Raw genomic sequence first — 17594 nt, 5'->3', positions numbered from 1 at the left:
CCACATGCTCATGCGTCCACCTTCGCGGTGACGATCCAGCGCTCGGCCTCGGCGCGTCCATCCTTCGTTGGAAGGTCCGCGATCACCTCGGCCGGCGTGCGGCCGCTTGTCAGCGATGCGATGAGCGCAACACTGAAGCGCTCGACATCGGCCGGTTCCTCGACGACCTCATGTCCGTGTTCCTCAAGCCAAGGCGCGAGGCCGGACTCCGACGACGTGACCACGAGGCATCCGCTTCCGAGAGCCTCCACGATCGGCAGGCCGACCTGCTCGCGCCACCGGGGCCGAGGCTGAGAGAGCAGGGCTAACACCTTTGTCGCACGCAGCGACTCGAAGATCAGTGTTCGCGGCGGATTGATCTCCACACGCACGGCAGGATCACGAGCGGCCAGCTCCTTTGCCTCGGCGGTGCCCTCGCCTTTGCCGATGAGAACCAAACGTGCCTCCGGGCACGCCTTCTTAACCGACGGCCACGCCCTGAGCAGGTGAGGGAAGCCCTTACGTTCGGAGAACTCACCGAGGAAGGTCACCACCGGTTCGCGCACCTGCACATCGGCGGCGCCGTCCTCGGCCACCGGTAGAGCCGGGAAGAGACGCTGATCTGCACGCTGGCCGCCGAGAAGGCGCGAATAGAGCTCCTGTGCCTGAGATGTTCCGAAGGCCACACGATCGAGCGACGCCCACAGCGGCCGAACCAAGAGATGCTGCGCCCGCAGCTTGAGCCGGGCCCGAAGCGGGAGAGTCCGAATCCCGTCCCGTGGGTCCTTGTTTTCGATCGCGTATGTGACTACGGCGAGTTCCGTCTGACGAATACCGGACCGAAGCCGGGCTCCCCAGATTGCAGCGAGCGATCGTGGCGCCGCTCTCACCAAGAGCGGCTCGGCCACTTCGAGCACTCCTATGTCGTGACGCAGGGTGAACCAGAAGGCTCCCATGACACCCGCTCGACGGGCTCCGACCCGCGCCGCCAGGGCTGAGTCGAAGTCGTAGCGACGTTCAGCATAGAGGACGATGGTCGCTGCATCTGACCGCACGATCCGCTCGAAGTGGGCCGTGCGAGCCACGTCATACAGTTGCACATGTGTGACAGGTCGCATGGCCTGCTTCTCGAGCCCTTCGGTCGTCACTGCGCTGCGGTTGGGTCCTTGACGGTGATCGCATCGAACGATACTCCACCGCCGGTCGGCGTGCTGGGGAGGTAGGTGAACACCGACACCGCTCCGGGCACCTGCAGTGCGGCGAGAGCGTTGGTGCCCTCGCGCTGCCACGCTGCCGGTTCGGCCTCGGACTGCTTCCACACCTTCGCCTTGATGGTTGTCGGGTTAGTGCCCGTGACCTCCATGCTCAGGACATACTTCTCGCCGGGCACGATGGTGATCGGTACCTGGAGCGTCGGAGCGATCGCGGTCGCGCCGTCCTGGAGGAGATACAGTTTGACCCCGCCGTCCGCCTGCAGCCTCAGTCGGGCGATGTAGTTCGTCGTGCCAACCCGTCGTCCAGTGACCGCGACGTACTGTCCCTCTACCAACGAGTCCACGCTGAACACAGCGTCGACCCTGGTGTTCGCGCTGCTGACTCCATTGAGATCGGCATACAGGGTGTTCGCCGCGGATGCGGGAAGAGCGATCTTGCCGAGCCCGCCCGTGACAGAGAACCGGCTGGCGGTTCCGCGAAGCGTCCACGCCCCGCCAAGATCCGCCGTGCCCCAGGCGTTCGCCACGGTCCGGTCGAAGGTGTCGGAGGCGATGAGTCCAACGACTGCCTTCGCCACTGTGACCTGAGCCGTCTTCTCCGCCGTCGCTCCGTCGTCGTCCGTCACCGTCAGGGTCACGGTGTAGGTGCCGGCCGCCGCATACGTGTGTGCGGCCGTCGCCGTCGAGGCGGTTGCGCCGTCACCGAAGTTCCAGGCGTAGCCCGCGATCGTCCCGTCGGGATCCGTCGAAGTGCTGCCGTCTACCGCGATGGACAGCGAGTCGATCGCGGGCGACGAGAACTGCGCCGTCGGCGCCTGATTCGGGATGGGTGCGACGGTCACCTCGGAGGTGGCCTGCGCCGTGGCCCCGTCGTCGTCTGTCACCGTGAGCTTCACTGTGTACGTTCCGGCGGTGGTGTACGTCTTCGAGACGGCGGCTCCGGTCCCGGACGTGCCGTCGCCGAAGTCCCAGCTGTACGACGCGATAGTGCCGTCGCTGTCCGTGCCTCCGCCGTTGAACGCTACGTCGAGACCGGTCACCACGGGTGCATCGATCGCCGCCGTCGGAGCAGAGTTCGGCAGCGAACCGGTCGTACCCACGCTGTAGTGCGAGGAGACCCGCGCCGCCGACAGCACCTCGTTGTAGACGGCCACCTCATCAAGAGAGCCTTCAAACTGCACGCTCGACGGAGCGCCCGGCCATCCACCCAAGTTATCGTTTCCGACCCTCCAGTAGCCCTGATAGGACTGCCCGGAAGTCGTATCTGCCCGCTGGTCCTTCAGATCGCCATCGACGTAGAGCTTCATGCCGTCCGAACCGAGACTCGCGACAACGTGGTGCCACTCCCCGTCCCGGTATGACTGAGAGGTGTTGACGGTGCGCGTGTCACCCGGATACACGCCGAAGTAGATCTGGCCCGAGTTGTTCATGTACACCTGACGGTCGTACGAACCCGAGTTACCGGTCTGCGAGTTGCCGAAGCCGATGATCTTTCCGCCGCTCGTCGACGTCGTGCGGAACCAGGCCTCGACGGTGAACGTGTTCGAGCCCTGTTCCGCCACCGTCGAGTATGCGTTGCCATTGTTCTGGCCGGCGAAATTGCTCGTGTTGAAGGCGATCGCTTTGTCCGTGTCGCCCGAGATCGCACCGGTCTCGCCGCGCGTCATCCGCCCAGCGAGATTCAGATTCGATCCGCCGACGAGGTCAACAGAGACGCCGGTGTCCTCACCGAGACGCCAGAGATGTGCGATGTCATCGCCCGCCACATTCTGCAGGTACGGCGAGGCGGTACCGGCCGCAACGGTCGCGCCTACCCAGTCGGACTTGAACGTGTTGCCGTATGGGTCGCTCACCACACTTCGCAGCTGGTGTGCGGAGCCGGGGGCGAGACCGGTGATGCTGGCGGTGAGGTTCTGGTACTGCCAGAACGGGGTATCAAGTTTGAACTCCCTCACGAGCCCTGCCGCGTTCTCCGAATCGATGTATAGGCGGTACGTCAGATCCGTGTCGTCACGGTCGAAAATCGTCGGGAACGAAGCCCGGAGGACACCGGGGATTGAGGAGTTCACCTTCGGGGCCCACCATGCGCTAAACGTCTGGCCGTTATCGTGTGCCTGACGTTCCTGCTCCTGTGACGGGCGGGGGCCCTGCTTGTTCGGCGCGTTCGACTTCACCGTGTAGCGGACCAAGCCCTGCTGGGACCCGCCGTTCACGGAGGTGAACTCGCCGCCGTAGACAACGTACTGCTCGTTGCCGTCGACCGACCAGACCGCCTGGTTCTTACCGGTGTACGTACCCGAGGGCGTGTACGGGAACCAGTACGTCAGCTGCGGGTGCGCGGTACCGGGGTGGTCCGGGTAGCCGTACGGGTCGGCAGTGTTGGTGCCCGCGATCTCCTTGCTCCACGCCGTGGAGTGGTAGAACGTCCAGCCACCCTGGTCGACCTGCGAGAATCCGCCCGAGTTACCGCAGTAGTGGCTGTGTGACGCAGTGTAGACGAGTTCGCCCACTGAGGCGATGTCATAGCTGTCGCCGTGGCAGTCCTCGATCCAGTTGAGGTCGCCGTTCGCCCAGTCGATGGAGAACGCACCCTCGATGGTGCCAGCAGAGCCCCAGTGGCCGCCGGTGCCGTACGCGTAGTCGCTGTCGGACGTGAGAGAGAAGATCCACGCGTTGCCGCCAGCGTTTCGCACCGCGCTGTTCGCATTGAGGGTGAGCGCCTTCGAACCGTCCGCGGTGTCAAACATCGCGATGCCGTAGCCCTGCGAGTTGCCGTCACGCCCGTTCGAGGTCGTGTAGGACGTGCCTCCCGCGCCGTTCGCGAAGGCGGCTCGCGTGAAGTTTCCGGCCGCCATGAGTTTCGTGCCTTCGTTGTTCACGGTCAGCGCGAGCACCTGGTTGTCAGGGATCGTTGGCTGGCGAACTCCGTTTGCGTCATTGAAGCGAGTCCGGAAGCCGGCGACGATGTTGCCGTTGGTGAGTCGGATCGCGCCGAGCCGCGCGCTGCTCTCGCCGTTGACGGCGCTAAAGTACCCACCGACGTAGGCGATTGTATTCGTCAAGGCGACCGACGAGGCCGGCCCGTTCAAATCGGGCGTTTTCGACAGCGGGGCGAGTTGACCGGTGGCCAAGTCGAAGACCGCGATGCGGTTGCGCGTCTGCCCACTCACCTGAGTGAAGTTTCCGACCACGACGAGCTTGGAGCCGTCGGGCGTGACGGCCACGTCCTTGACGGCCGCGTTGAAGGTGGGCGCGAAGGGGAGCAGCTCGCCCGTGGCGACGTTGAAGGCCAGGAAGTTGCCGCGGGGCTGCTCACTGACACCGGGGGCCGCGCCTGCGGGCCGCGCCGTGGTGAACTCGCCGACCGCAAAGCCGGTGTTGCCCGAGACCTCGACGCTCCAGATGACGCCGTTGCCGATCTGCACGGTTGGCAGCGCGTCGGCGGACACGGGCTCCGGCCAGTCCTCTCTGGGAAGCTGATCCTCCCATGAGGCGGCGTTCGCGGCGACCGGGACCACTGCGAGCAGCGTCCCGATGAAGGTCGCGACGACCACAGCTGCCAATGATTTCCAGAACGGCGTGTTCGCACGCATGGACATATCCCCAATTGCCATGAGGCCGCTCAGCGGCCAATCCCCAGTAAGAAGCTCACCGTTCCCCAACGGTGTAGCTCCTTGATACTAAGGCCAGGGGATCCTCTTGTAAAGGGCAAATATATCGGCGGATGCGCGATGCCTCGCCGAGACCTCGACGGGGCAACGATCGCAGTTCAGGCGACGGCGCCTTCGAAGAGCACGACCGGCAGGTCGACGGAAAGATCTACTTCGACAACCACCTGGCCGCGCGCAGCCTCGGGCACGCTGAAGGCGTATACCCCTTCCGCCGTCTCACCCGCTGGGATCTGCAGCGGGAGGTCCTTCCGCGGGCGGACGAGGATGTTCGCTGGCGTGCGCTCGGGGCCGTAGTAAACATTGACGATCATCGTGTCGGTGAGCGCCTCATCGTCGGACAGATTCGCGACGTCGACTGTGACCTGGAGCGCGGGCCCTTCCACCTCACCCGGCACGGATGCCTGTCCCGAAATGGCGATGATGGAAGCGAGCGAGACGCGCACCCCCTCCGCGGGCTGCGCAGGCTGGTCCAGGCCGACGGGAGGCGCGGTGACGCGAGGCTCCACTGCCGGAGGAACGTCGTCGCCCTCCTCCTCGGGCGAAGCCGTGGGCGACTCCCCCGGCGACGGCGACCCCGAAGGCGCGGGGGAAGGCGATCCGCTCACCGTGGGGTTCTGGTGGCTGTCCCCTTCGGTCGTGGGCGCCCCACTGCCCCATCCGTTCGCGATGCCGACGGCGCTAATTACGACGATCGCCAGGGCCGCAGCGCCGCCGATCCACCACCAACGACGGCTCCCGGGCAGCCCCGGGGAACTTTCTTCGTCTGTCACGATTCTCCCTGCCCGTCATCCACCGCGGTTACGTCGCTGTTCGAACTGTACCGGCGGCCGTCGTGTTCCGGCCCGAGCGGATGCAGGCTGCGCCGATTCGTTACGGACAGTCGGCGTCCGTCTCTCACCCCGCGATAAGCCGCGCGCAGCGGTTTCCACGGCCAAAGGAACTGGCGGCGACCGCCACGGAGGAGAACCTCCCGGGCCGACGCCCAGGCACCACGCCGCCACCGCTTCACGCTCTCGTCGTCCAGGTGCTTGACCGCGAACATCAACCGGTTCCGAATGTTGTAGTAGTAATAGGTTTCGGACTTCGCGCGCTCCAACGGCCCTCGGCCCTGTGTGCCGCCCTCGTCGTGCACGGCGGATGCCTCACCCACGACCTGAAGCGTTCCGCCAGCGGCGACGACCCGACGCGAGTAGTCGACGTCCTCCCAGTACAGGAAATAGTCCTCGTCGAAACCCTTTGTCGTGCGCCAGAGCTCGTCGGGCACGAGCAGGCAGGCCCCGGACAGCCATTCCCAGCGCTGTTCACCGGGGCGCGCGCCGCGACGTCGCACTCCCATCGTCCTCCCGTCCGAAAGGTAGAGGTCCGCTCCGTCGAACCACACCTTCCCCGACCCGTCGAGCACACGGGGTGCGAGCGCAGCCATCCGCGAGTCTTCGGCGCGCTCCTGCAGAGCACGGACCGCATCCGCGGTGATGGTGGCGTCGGGATTGAGCAGCAGGAGGTCCTTGGCACCCAGCTCCAGTGCACGCGCCGCTCCCAGGTTCATCCCGCCCCCGAAGCCGAGGTTCGCCTCCGTCTCCACCACGGTCCATCCCGCCGCGTCTGCGAGGGCCCGGACCGTGGCTCGTTCGGCTGCGGACGACATGTTGTCGACGACGATGACGTGCGCCGGCCTCACGTCGTCGACAGTGCGTGCCAGGTTCTGCGCCAACAGAGCCGATGAGGCGTAGTTGACGACGACTATCGCCAGGGGCACGGCCATGTCAGAGGGTCTTCATCTCTCTAAACCAGCGGACGGAGGCAAGGGCGAGAAACGCCAGGGCGGCTGCGGTGAGGAGCGCATAGACGACGATGAATCCTGTGGTCCAGCCCCAGAGCACGAACACCAGACAAACGATGCCGAAGTCCGTGGGCAGCAGAATTGTCGAGCGCAGAAGCGTGCCTCCGCCGCGCGAGTGCGTGGATGCCGCGTTGCGCGATGTCTTGAGCAGATCGTTCAACAGCATGCCGAAGAACGTGACCGTGGAGATCGCCGAGAACGCGAGCGGCACAAGCAGCCAGGCGGTGTCGCGCAGCGGGGTGTGCATCCACAGCCCGACGAGCACACCGAGGTGGAGCACGGAGAGCTTGGTCGCATCGACGAAGTGGTCGAGCCACTCCCCCGCGGCGCTGCCTCCGCCGCGCAGGCGGGCAACCTGGCCGTCGGCAGAGTCCCACGCGTATCCGCAGAGCAGAAGTGCCGCGATCAAGAGGCCGGACCACCAGGACGGCGGCAGGGCGACAATCAAAGCGATCCCGGCGAACGTGTGCACGGCGCTGATTGCGGTCACCCGGTTCGGCGTCCACCCACGTATGTACGCGAAGGCGGCGAAGACGCGGCCGATGCGGCGATTGACGTACACGGAGTACGCCGGCGCGCCCCTCGCGTGGCCCTTCTGCGCTGACTTCAGAGTCGCGAAAGCCTCGCGATAACTCACCGTCTGCCACTGCATCCGCCCCACGCTCCCTGTGTCCGCGGTATCTCTCGATCTCCGCATCCGTGCCGAACCCCGGCTCTATCGGATCCCGCCCCCACCGTATAGGTCTCGAGTGCGATTCCACGCACCCGAGAATCCGCCCCGTCCGCGCGCGCGCTCCCTCGCACCGGTGGCACCGAGTGCATCAGACCTCGTGACGGCGCCCATGGCGCCGCGCGCGACTCCCCCGATCCACCGCAGCGAGCCCGCGCTGATGGCCCTCGCTCTGACCACGGCCCTCTCTGTAGGGGAGCCTGCCAGCGCGAGCGCCACCCGCACCCCCGCGTTGGCCATTCCCCGCGCGCGTTCGAGCGCGTGCGCGCGGGTTCGGCGCTCGACCGGAAGGTGGTCGAGCACGACCGCCTCTGCGCACCAGACCATTTGCGCCCCCGCGGCGTGGAGCTGCGAGGTGAAGAGCGAGTCCTCTCCGCCGGTGCGACCGAACCGCGGATCGAACCGGATGCCGGTTCTTTCGACGAACCGGAGATCGAGGAGCAGGTTATTCGTGGCCGCTCGGGCGATGCGGTGTCCGGTGATGAGGCCGGTCCGGTGAGTCCTTGCGAAGAATCCACCGGCGACGATCCAGGGATCGAGCGATTCCTCCGCGACGGTGCGCACAGGACCCGCCACTACGGTCGCGTCGAATTCCCTGCGCGCGGCGAGGAGGTGGGCGAGCCAGTGCGCGTCGGCAGGGGTCTCATCGTCGTCGATGAAGACGACGATGTCGTGTCCCTTCGCCTCGTCGAGCGCGCGATTGCGCACGGCGACCACTCCACGCTCGGGTTCGACGACGTAGCGCACAGCCATTGTCGACGATCGCGCCGTCTGCTGGGCGCTCGCCGTCGAGTCGTTGTCCACCACGATCACCGCGATTTCGCCGAGCCGTCCGTCCGTCCTGGCCACGTCGACGACCGCCGGAAGCGCGTCGAGGAGTCGGGCGAGATCGCGTTGCCTCCGAAAGGTAGGGATGCAGAGAGCGAGAGACACCTCGTCTTCGTCGCGTGCGGCGCCGTTCCCCATCCGATTCCTCCCCATCCGGTGCCGCGCGCGAGCGAGCGGCTCTCGCAGACAATCCTGTATGACTTAGTATTCAACAGGTTCGTACGCCTGGGGAGTCGGTGAGCCCAGAGCACAGACGTAGGGGAGCGGGATGGATTCGGAAGTTCGTTCGGATGCGCCGCGGCGCCCCCGCGTTGTCATCGGCGGCTACGCCTGCGGCCCCGTGTCCGAGCCTGAGGCCCGCGCCGGCTGGGAGCTCGCTCGCGCTGCGACCCGTGACCACGACGTGTGGGTGATTACCCGGCACCGATTCCGCGACGCCATCGAGACCGCCTTTGCGGATGACCCCGCTCTCGCCGAGCGGCTGCAGGTGACCTACCTCGACCTGTCTCCGAAGGTCATGCGGTTCAAGCGGCACTCGTGGGACCTCTACTGGTATTACGCCGCGTGGCAGCGCGCTCTGGGGCGCACGGCTCAACGGTTGCATCGGGAGATCCGCTTCGATGTCGCCCACCACGTGTCCTTTGCGAACGACTGGATGCCGTGCGGTCTCACGACGCTCACCGGCGTTCCGCTAGTCTGGGGTCCGGTAGGTGGTGCGAGCACTCCCCCCGCGCTGAGGCTCTCCCGCTGGCTGGGATTGCGCGGGACGGCGACGGAGGTCGTGCGCGGATCGTTCACGGCGGTCGTGCGACGCTTCGTCGGCGATCGGGTCGCGCGTCACGCAGCACTCGTGATCGCCCAGAATCAGCAAGGCGCTGACCACTTCGCTCGGCTGTCGACCGCCGTCGTCGAACCGAACGCAACCCTCGACGAGCTGCCCCCGCGGGCCGACGACATCACACCGCGGCGGGCGGTCTTCGCCGGCCGCCTCATCGCCCTCAAGGGTGCGGCGATGGCGATAGATGCGATAGGACGCACCGATGACTGGACGCTCGACCTGTACGGTGACGGCTACGAAGAGAAGCGGCTCCGCGCCCGCGTGCACCGTCTCGGCCTCGACGACCGCGTCCGCTTTCTCGGTCATCGGCCACGCGACGAGGTGTTAGACGCCATCGCTCGCGCAGAGGTCTTCCTCTTCCCGTCGATGCGCGATCAGGCGGGGTGGGTCGTCGCCGAGGCCAGCACCATCGGCTGCCCCGTGGTGTGCCTCCCTCTCGGCGGTCCGCCAGCGTTGGCCGGCACCAACGGACACGTCGCGTCGCTTGAAGGCGATGTTGTGGGCAACATCGCCGCGAAACTCCGCGAGGCGGCCGCGGAGGGCGGCAAGCCGACCGATCGCTGGTCGATCTCCCGTCTTCCCAGCCTCGTCTCGGAGTGGTACGGGCGCGCTATCGCGTCTCAGAAATTCCCGCCGATGTCCCCTCGTGACAGCCGTCGGATGCGCATCCTCGCGTCGTATCGACGCCCCAAGAGCACGACGAACCCCTACATCACGCAGCTGTTCAACTCACTAAACGAGCGGGCGGACGTCATCCCGTACAGCCCCCGATCCGCGCTGTTTGGTCGATACGACGTCGTGCACCTACACTGGCCCGAACTGCTCGTCGGTGGCCACAATTGGCGCGGTCGGACCGTGCGACGCACGGTGACCTCGCTGCTCCTGCTGCGCTGGCAACTCACCCGCGTGCCCCTCGTCCGCACGGTGCACAACCTCGAGCGGCCGTCGAATATCAACGCCTTCGACCATCGCGTCCTGGATCGGATCGATCGCCTGACGACGTTGGATATCCGGCTGAATGAGCAGACTCCACCTCGCGAGGGCATCCCAGGGACAACGATCGAGCATGGTCACTATCGTGACTGGTTCGCCCCGTTTGCCGGCGGCGCGGCGATCCCAGGGCGCATCGGGTACGTCGGCCTGATCCGTCGTTACAAAGGTGTCGAGGACCTGGTTAGTGCCTTCAGGCGCATCGACGATCCGAGCGCGTCTCTTCATGTCGCCGGCAAGCCTTCGACCGACGACCTCGTCGAGGCTCTGCAGGAGGCCGCAGCGGGAGACCCCCGGGTGACAATGGATCCTCGATTCCTCGATGAGGAGGAACTCGTCCGCGCGATGACCGATGCGGAGCTCATCGTCCTGCCGTACCGCCACATGCACAACAGCGGGACCGCACTCGCTGCGCTCTCCGTAGACCGCCCCGTGCTTGTGCCGGACAACGAGGTCAACCGGGCGCTGGCCGCAGAGGTAGGTCCCGGATGGGTGCTGGTGTTCGACGGCGCTCTGACCACACAGACCTTGAGCAACGCGTCCCGGTCTGCCGTGGCACGCACATCGCGACCCGATCTCTCCGCACGCGAATGGTCTGTCTCCCGCGACAAACACCTCGCTGCCTTCCGCCGCGCCATCACCCTCGCCCACGGCTCGACCCAGTAGGACGACGCGACGGATCAGAGCTCGCCGGGCTTCATCGCCTCGGCATCGATCGCCCGTATGATGCGCAGCGTCGCCGTGTCCGGCTTCGGCTCCCCGTCCTCCGTCGCCTCCTTCGCCCGCCGCTGCGGCGCGTAGACCACGAGGGAGTGGAAGAGGAATCGCGCGAAGAAGGCGACGATGAGCGACAGCCCCGTCGCGAGCACGCTGGAGATATGCCAGGTCTCGACCATGAGCGCCATCACGGGGATCCGCAGTGCGGCTTCGACGTTGTTGAAGGTGAACGACGCGGCGAATCGGCCGCCCAGTCCGCGTGCGTCCGTGCGCATGTCTGCGAAGACGAACCGCTCCTGCAGGAGGAAGTTGCCGATGATCGTGACCTCGGCGCCGATGATCGCGGCCCATATATAAGGAACACCTGCGGCGGTGAGCAGCCACATGATCCCCAGGTTCGCGGCCGCGCCGATCACTCCGATGATCGCGAAGAGCGACATCTTGCCGAATCGGAGTCTGGCCAGGTGCGCGACGAAAGTCGCCCCCTGACGCAGGCTCGCTTTGGAGGTCCCGTGACGACGCTCGCCGAACTCCATCGGCACCTCGGCGATGCGGAGGTCCGTGCGAGCGAGGATCTCGAGGAGGATCTTGAATCCCTGCGGCTTGAGGGCTGCCAGGTCCAGACGCGACCGGTCGACGAGGAAGAACCCGGTCATCGGATCGGTGCTGCGGGCGAGACGGATCGGGAACATCGCCCGTGTCAGCCAGGTGGCCGCCCTGGAGACACCGAAGCGGACCGCCGTTCCCAAGCCGCTCGTGTCGCCGCCGCCGATGTATCTCGAGGCGGCCACGAGATCGGCGTCGCCTTCGCCGTGCCTTCCCAGGAGAACGGGAAGCAGCTCGGGCGGATGCTGCAGGTCGCCGTCCATGACGATGCAGAGATCGTGCTGTGCGGCCTCCAGCCCGACGACGACCGCTCCCCCGAGCCCGCCGGTGTTGTCGGCCCGGTGGATCACGCGCACGGGCAGCGGAGCATCGGCTGCCACCCGCTCGACCTCGGCGGCCGTGCTGTCTGTGCTGTCGTCGACGAACAGGATCTCGGCATCGTACGCGGCGAGCGCGAGCGCGGTGCGGGCCACCAGTTCAGCGACGTTGTCGCGTTCGTTGAAGGTCGGCACGATGACGGTGACCGCTGTCCCCACTGTCCGCCCCCTTCGCCTGTGCCGGCATCACTGCGGACTCCATAGTTCCATGTGTTCCTATGCGTCGGGAAACCGCGACCTGCTAGAGTGACGGGATGCGGCTGTGGGAGTCGCTGGGCGGATGGGGATCCGCCTCTGGGGAAATACTGATCTGGGGAGATCATGGGGACGCGCATCGGCTATGCCGTGGGTGCTTTCGACCTGTTTCACGTCGGGCATCTCAACCTTCTTCGTCACGCCAAGCAGCACTGCGACATTCTCGTCGCCGGTGTCGTCAGCGATGAGATGCTGCGGCAGGTGAAGGGCATCGAGCCCGTCATCCCGACCGTTGAGCGGGCGGAGATCGTCCGTCACATCTCGTTCGTCGATGATGTGTACGTCGAGACCACGCCGTCGAAGATGGATTCGTGGCGAGACGTGCAGTTCACGCACTTCTTCAAGGGCGACGACTGGCGGGGCACCGAGAAGGGCCTGCGGCTCGAGAGGGAGTTCGGGGAGGTCGGCGTCGAGGTCGTGTACTTCCCGTACACCGCGCACACGTCGAGCTCGTCGCTGCGTCGTGCGCTCGATGCGATCAGCGCAGGCGCGACCGTCGGCGGCGCTCCTGCGCTCGCGACGCGCTGACTGCCCCTGACTGACGGCGGGGCGGGCCCGGGCCGGACCCTGCCGTCAGTCAGTTCGCGACGCCGAGCAGGCTGCGCGCCATCCGTGCGACGTGCGGCGGCGTGTGCGCACCGAGCCAGACCGTCCATTGCAGCGCCGGCTCCGCGCACGTCCACTCGACGCACCAGGAGTGCACCGCGTTCGCGAGGCGCTCGCCTTTCGCATGCTGACGGGCACCGTCACCGCGCAGCAGCCACCGCACGGACACTCCCTCGGGCACGTCGATGTGGCGGAACTGGATGCGAGCGGCCGCCTCGATGAGGATGACCCCCTCGGCATCCCACGGCATGCGAGCGGCGATGGCGGCGATGGCCCCAGCATCGGTCGAATCACCCGCGATCAGCACGACTCCCTCGATGTTCTCCCAGTCCGGATCCTCGAGGTGCTCGCATGCGCTGTTCATACGCCCGAGTATAGGTAAGGGTACCCTTATCTATCAATGGCGGATCAGTCGCATCGCCGCATCCGCCGTCTCGGCGCCTGCCCAGCCGAGCGGCTCTACGCTGGATACATGACTTCTCCTGCAGACTCCGCCATCACGATGTTCGGTGCCGATTGGTGCCGCGACTGCATCCGCACCAAGAAGCAGCTCGACTCCCTCGGCGTGGAGTACACCTATGTCGACCTCGTCGCCGACCCCTCCGCGGCCGACGTCGCGAAGGAGATCTCCGGTCGCACGAACATCCCCGTCGTGGTCTACCCCGACTCCTCGCACCACGTCGAGCCGTCGAACGCGGACGTCGAGTCGAAGCTCCGCGAACTCTCCCTGATCTGACCTGAAGCGGCCTCGTCGCGCACCGATACACTGGCGCGATGAGCACCGCGGCTCGGCCCGAACGGGCGTCCGTCCGCCTGCCCGTTCGCACGGTCGCCCTGTACGCGATCGGCTCGCTCGGCACAGGCGGCTATGCCACGCTGCCCGGGCTCGTGCTGACGTACTTCCTGACCGACAATCTCGGCGTCGCCGCACTCGCGGCCGGTCTCATCGTGACCGCGGCGAAGATCTGGGACGTCATCATCGACCCCCTGATCGGCGCAGCCTCGGACCGCCAGTACGCGAAGACCGGTTCGCGTCGCGGACTCATGGTCGTCGGCGCTCTGACACTCCCCGTGTTCTTCGCGTTGACTTTCGCGGTGCCGCCGTCGTGGGGGCCCCTCGCCGGCGCGGTGTGCGTGCTGCTCGCGTTCCTCGCCACCGCGACGTCATTCAGCCTGTTCCAGGTGCCCTACGTCGCGCTGCCCGCCGAGTTGACGTCGGGGTACGACGAGCGCACCCGCCTGCTCGGGTGGCGCGTGGTCGTGCTCACCGCATCCATCCTGCTCTTCGGCGCCGGTGGACCCGAGTTGAGACGGGCGACCGCCGACCCCGTCACGGGATACCTGCTGATGGGCGTGGTCGCCGGTGTGGTCATCAGCATCGGCATGCTCATCGCATCGCGGACAGCCGATGCGGCCGCGCGGAGCATGGCCGCGGCTGACCGACCGAAGGCCCTCGCCCCCGTGGGCCTGCGTGAGCAGTACGCTGCGGGCCTGCGCACGTTGCGTCGCAGCCAGCCCTTCCGCGCACTGCTCGGCACGTTCCTCCTGCAGGCGCTCGCCACCGGCACGATGCTCGCCGGCGCGCAGTACGTGGCCACTTGGGTGCTGCGCTCGGAGGACGCCGTCACGCTGGTCTTCCTGGCACTCGTCGGTCCCGCCCTGGTGGCGACGCCCGGCTGGACGATCGTGGCGCGACGCCTGGGCAAGGAGCGGGCGTTCGCGATCGCGAGCGGGGTCTTCCTGACCGCCGCCGCATCGCTCGTCGTCGCGGTCTGGACGCCGGGAGCATGGATGTACGGCTCGATCGCGGTGGCGGGCATCGCCTACGCCGGACTGCAGTCGCTGCCCATGGCGATGCTCCCCGACGTGATCTCGCACGATGAGCGGCACAGCGGGCGCGGGCAGGCGGGCACCTTCACGGGAGTGTGGACGGCGGGAGAGACCATCGGGTTCGCGCTCGGAGCGAGCGCTGTGTCCCTCACCCTCGCCGCGACGGGCTACGTGTCGAGCGTCGCAGGTGCCACAGCCTCACAACCGGATGCCGCGATCACGGGCATCGTGCTCGCGTTCAGCATCCTCCCCTCGTTCCTGATGGCAGCGAGCCTGCTGACGCTCCGCCGCTACCGTCTGCGTCGCGCCGACATCGACACCCGACCGGAGTACGCGACATAAGCTGGGATCCCGTCCGAAGGAGACGCCGATGACTTCTGCGACAACGCCCGCCGCTTCGACGGCGAGCCCCGAGCTGGGTGAGGCCGAGCGCACTCGCCTCGACACCGCGATCGAGGACCTGCACGCCGGCACCCGAACCTGGGCAGCGCTGACGCTGGCTCAGCGGGTCACGCTCCTGCGGGCCGTCCGCTCGAGCGTCGCCGCCGCTGCTGAGGACTGGGCGCACACCGCAGCCGCCTCGAAGGGCCTCGACGCCCGGCATCCGCTGCGTGGCGAGGAATGGCTCAGCGGTCCCTACAGCGTTCTCGGCGCCCTCGACGCCTACATCGAGACCCTCGCGCGCCTCGCGCACGGCACCAATCCGCTCGACGGGATCACGATCGACCGCGCCCCCGGTGGACGCACCCGCGTGCATGCCTTCCCTCTCACGGGCCTCGATCGGTTCCTGCTCTCGGGCTACACGGGCGAGGTCTGGCTCGAACCCGGGGTGACCCCGAACGGCGCACGCGCCGCGGCCGGACTGGCCCAGCGCACACCCTCGGAATCGGGAGGCGTGGGGCTCGTGCTCGGCGCCGGCAACATCACCTCGATCCCCGTGCTCGACGTGCTCTACGAACTGCTCGCGCACAATCGCACGGCGCTGCTCAAGGTCAATCCGACCCAGGATGCGCTGGTGCCCGTCTACAAGCGGGCGCTCGCACCGCTCATCGGCCCAGGACTGCTGCGCATCACCCGTGGCGGGCCCGAGGTCGGCACCTACCTCACCGGCCATTCCGGCCTCGCGCACGTGCACATCACCGGATCGGCCGCGACCTTCGACACGATCGTGTGGGGCACCGGAGCTGCCGCCACCCGGCGACGCCGTGAGGACCGCCCGCTGCTGAAGAAGCCCATCACCGCCGAGCTCGGCGGAGTATCGCCCATCATCATCGTGCCGGGCGAGTGGACCGACGCCGATCTCACGTACCAGGCCGAGCACGTCGCCACCATGCGCCTGCAGAACAGCGGCCACAACTGCATCGCCGGGCAGGTGGTCATCATGTCCTCCGACTGGGCGCAGGCCGATGACTTCCGGGCGGCCCTCCGCCGCGCCTATGCGAACGCTCCGGAACGACCGATCTGGTACCCGGGCTCCCCCTCGCGGATGCACCTCGCGACCGACGCGTACCCCGATGCCCTCGTGCTCGGCGACAGAGTGCTGGTCGAGGTCTCCGACGGCGACGACGCCACGGCGCTGCAGAGCACCGAGTACTTCGCCCCGGTGCTGGGCGTCGTCTCGCTCACCGGAACCGGTCAGGAGTTCCTCGACTCGGCGGTGGCCTATGCGAATGACCGGCTGCAGGGGACCCTCGGGGCGAACCTGCTCATCGAGCCGTCGACCGAGAAGGCCCTCGGCGCCGGATTCGACCGTGCCATCGCCGCCCTGCGCTACGGGTCTATCGCGATCAACGGCTGGACCGCCTTCGGCTTCATCACCCCGACGATGACCTGGGGAGCATTCCCCGGCAGCACGATCGCCGACGTCGGCAGCGGCATCGGAGTGGTCCACAACGCGCTCCTGCTCGACCGCGTCGAGCGCTCGGTGATCCGCGGACCGTTCCGTCCCTTCCCCCGGTCGCTCCCGGTGGCGAATGGCGGCGGACGCCTCAGCATCCTCCCGAAGCCGCCGTGGTTCGTCTCCGCGCGCACGGGGGCGACGGTCAGCGAAGGGCTCACGCGATTCCGCGCCGACGGCGGTCTGATCCGGCTGGTGAAGACGCTGACTGCGGCTCTGCGCGCCTGACGCACTCCCTGCGGCCGCGAGCCGTCAGGCCGAGAAGCGGTCGGTCGCTGCACGCAGCGCTCGCTGGATGCCGGGCTCCGTCGCCGAGTGACCCGCGTCGTCGACCACGACGAACTCCGCCTCCGGCCAGGCCACGTGCAGATCCCACGCCGTCATCATCGGCGTGCACACGTCGTGGCGTCCCTGCACGATGACCGTCGGGATATGGCGGATGCCGTCGACACCGTCGATCAGCTGACCCTCGCTCCACCATCCGCGATTCACGAAGAAGTGATTCTCGATCCGGGCGAAGGCGATAGCCGTGTCCGGGTCTGACATCGCCTCGATCTGCGCGGCGTCCGGGCGAAGGGTCACGGTCGACGCCTCCCACCGTGACCAGGCCACCGCCGCCGGACCATGCACCGCAGGGTCGGCGTCGAACAGACGCCGGTGGTAGGCCTCGATCATGTGCGAGCGCTCGAGCACCGGAATCGGAGCGATGAACTCCTCCCACAGGTCGGGGAACAGCGCGGCGGCCCCGCCCTCGTAGAACCATTCGAGCTCTGCGCGCCGAAGGGTGAAGACGCCTCGCAGGATCAGCTCGCTGACGGCATCCGGATGAGCCTGCGCATAGGCGAGTGCGAGCGCGCTACCCCACGATCCCCCGAACACCTGCCACTGCTCGACGCCGAGGTTCTTGCGCAGCAGCTCGATGTCGGCGATCAGGTGCGCGGTGGTGACGAAGCGGAGGTCGGCGTCCGGCGCACTCGCGTGCGGGGTGCTGCGCCCGCAGCCCCTCTGGTCGAGCAGCACGATGCGGTAGACCTCCGGGTCGAAGAATCGTCGCTGCCAGGGCGAGGTGCCACTGCCCGGTCCGCCGTGGAGGAAGACCACGGGCTTGCCCTCGGGGTTCCCGCTGACCTCCCAGTACATGCGGTGTCCGTCACCGACGAGCAGCTCGCCCGTCTCATGGGGCTCGATGGGCGGGTACAGCGCGTCCAGGTCCATC

Annotated in this window: 14 protein-coding genes; 5 read left to right on the top strand and 9 right to left on the bottom strand. The window is 67.3% G+C overall.

Annotated elements, in window-relative coordinates; genetic code table 11:
* Positions 1-8 precede the first annotated feature (8 nt).
* The 6 genes from SOM10_RS17800 to SOM10_RS17775 all read right to left on the bottom strand — a co-directional run bounded on the left by SOM10_RS17800 (position 9) and on the right by SOM10_RS17775 (position 8400).
* Positions 9-1097, bottom strand: coding sequence for a glycosyltransferase (locus SOM10_RS17800; RefSeq protein WP_320491429.1), 1089 nt, complete (start codon positions 1095-1097; stop codon positions 9-11).
* 26 nt (positions 1098-1123) lie between these two features.
* Positions 1124-4786, bottom strand: coding sequence for a PKD domain-containing protein (locus SOM10_RS17795; RefSeq protein WP_320491428.1), 3663 nt, complete (start codon positions 4784-4786; stop codon positions 1124-1126).
* A 176-nt stretch (positions 4787-4962) separates the two neighbouring features.
* Complete coding sequence (locus tag SOM10_RS17790; protein ID WP_320491426.1) at positions 4963-5634, bottom strand: hypothetical protein; 672 nt, start codon at positions 5632-5634, stop codon at positions 4963-4965.
* Positions 5631-6626 (bottom strand): glycosyltransferase family 2 protein, encoded by a 996-nt coding sequence (locus tag SOM10_RS17785; RefSeq protein WP_320491424.1) that lies wholly within the window; start codon positions 6624-6626, stop codon positions 5631-5633. Before SOM10_RS17785 ends, SOM10_RS17790 begins: the two co-directional genes overlap by 4 nt.
* Position 6627: 1 nt before the next feature.
* Positions 6628-7356, bottom strand: a complete 729-nt coding sequence (locus tag SOM10_RS17780; RefSeq protein WP_320491422.1) for a CDP-alcohol phosphatidyltransferase family protein — start codon at positions 7354-7356, stop codon at positions 6628-6630.
* A gap of 63 nt (positions 7357-7419) precedes the next feature.
* Positions 7420-8400 carry a glycosyltransferase family 2 protein gene (locus tag SOM10_RS17775; protein WP_320491421.1) on the bottom strand — a complete coding sequence of 327 codons (981 nt, stop codon included), beginning with the start codon at positions 8398-8400 and terminating at the stop codon, positions 7420-7422.
* 130 nt (positions 8401-8530) lie between these two features.
* On the opposite strand from SOM10_RS17775, the gene SOM10_RS17770 reads away from it, so the two are divergent.
* Positions 8531-10756: a glycosyltransferase gene (locus SOM10_RS17770; protein ID WP_320491419.1), complete on the top strand. Its 2226-nt coding sequence runs from the start codon at positions 8531-8533 to the stop codon at positions 10754-10756.
* 14 nt (positions 10757-10770) lie between these two features.
* Here SOM10_RS17770 and SOM10_RS17765 read toward each other — a convergent pair whose 3' ends face one another.
* Positions 10771-11949: a glycosyltransferase gene (locus SOM10_RS17765; RefSeq protein ID WP_320491417.1), complete on the bottom strand. Its 1179-nt coding sequence runs from the start codon at positions 11947-11949 to the stop codon at positions 10771-10773.
* A 162-nt stretch (positions 11950-12111) separates the two neighbouring features.
* Here SOM10_RS17765 and SOM10_RS17760 point away from each other — a divergent pair, with 162 nt between their 5' ends.
* Entirely contained in the window at positions 12112-12573 is a 462-nt protein-coding gene (locus SOM10_RS17760; protein ID WP_053098689.1) for an adenylyltransferase/cytidyltransferase family protein, read from the top strand.
* 49 nt (positions 12574-12622) lie between these two features.
* Here SOM10_RS17760 and SOM10_RS17755 read toward each other — a convergent pair whose 3' ends face one another.
* Positions 12623-13015: an SIP domain-containing protein gene (locus tag SOM10_RS17755; protein ID WP_056276678.1), complete on the bottom strand. Its 393-nt coding sequence runs from the start codon at positions 13013-13015 to the stop codon at positions 12623-12625.
* A gap of 108 nt (positions 13016-13123) precedes the next feature.
* Here SOM10_RS17755 and SOM10_RS17750 point away from each other — a divergent pair, with 108 nt between their 5' ends.
* From SOM10_RS17750 to SOM10_RS17740, 3 genes are read left to right on the top strand one after another with little or no spacing between them, the layout of a single operon-like run.
* Positions 13124-13387: a glutaredoxin family protein gene (locus tag SOM10_RS17750; protein WP_053098687.1), complete on the top strand. Its 264-nt coding sequence runs from the start codon at positions 13124-13126 to the stop codon at positions 13385-13387.
* A gap of 38 nt (positions 13388-13425) precedes the next feature.
* A complete protein-coding gene (locus SOM10_RS17745) occupies positions 13426-14823 on the top strand; it encodes an MFS transporter (protein ID WP_320491413.1) in 1398 nt (465 codons plus the stop codon).
* Positions 14824-14851: 28 nt separating this feature from the next.
* Positions 14852-16606, top strand: coding sequence for an aldehyde dehydrogenase family protein (locus tag SOM10_RS17740; protein ID WP_320491411.1), 1755 nt, complete (start codon positions 14852-14854; stop codon positions 16604-16606).
* A 24-nt stretch (positions 16607-16630) separates the two neighbouring features.
* Here SOM10_RS17740 and pip read toward each other — a convergent pair whose 3' ends face one another.
* Positions 16631-17593 (bottom strand): prolyl aminopeptidase, encoded by a 963-nt coding sequence (gene pip, locus SOM10_RS17735; RefSeq protein WP_320491409.1) that lies wholly within the window; start codon positions 17591-17593, stop codon positions 16631-16633.
* Position 17594: the final 1 nt, after the last annotated feature.

The sequence above is a fragment of the Microbacterium sp. CFBP9023 genome, from assembly GCF_034045055.1.
GTDB lineage: Bacteria > Actinomycetota > Actinomycetes > Actinomycetales > Microbacteriaceae > Microbacterium.
The sequence above is the reverse complement of the archived record's forward strand: the minus strand, read 5'-3'. Positions and strand labels throughout refer to the sequence as shown.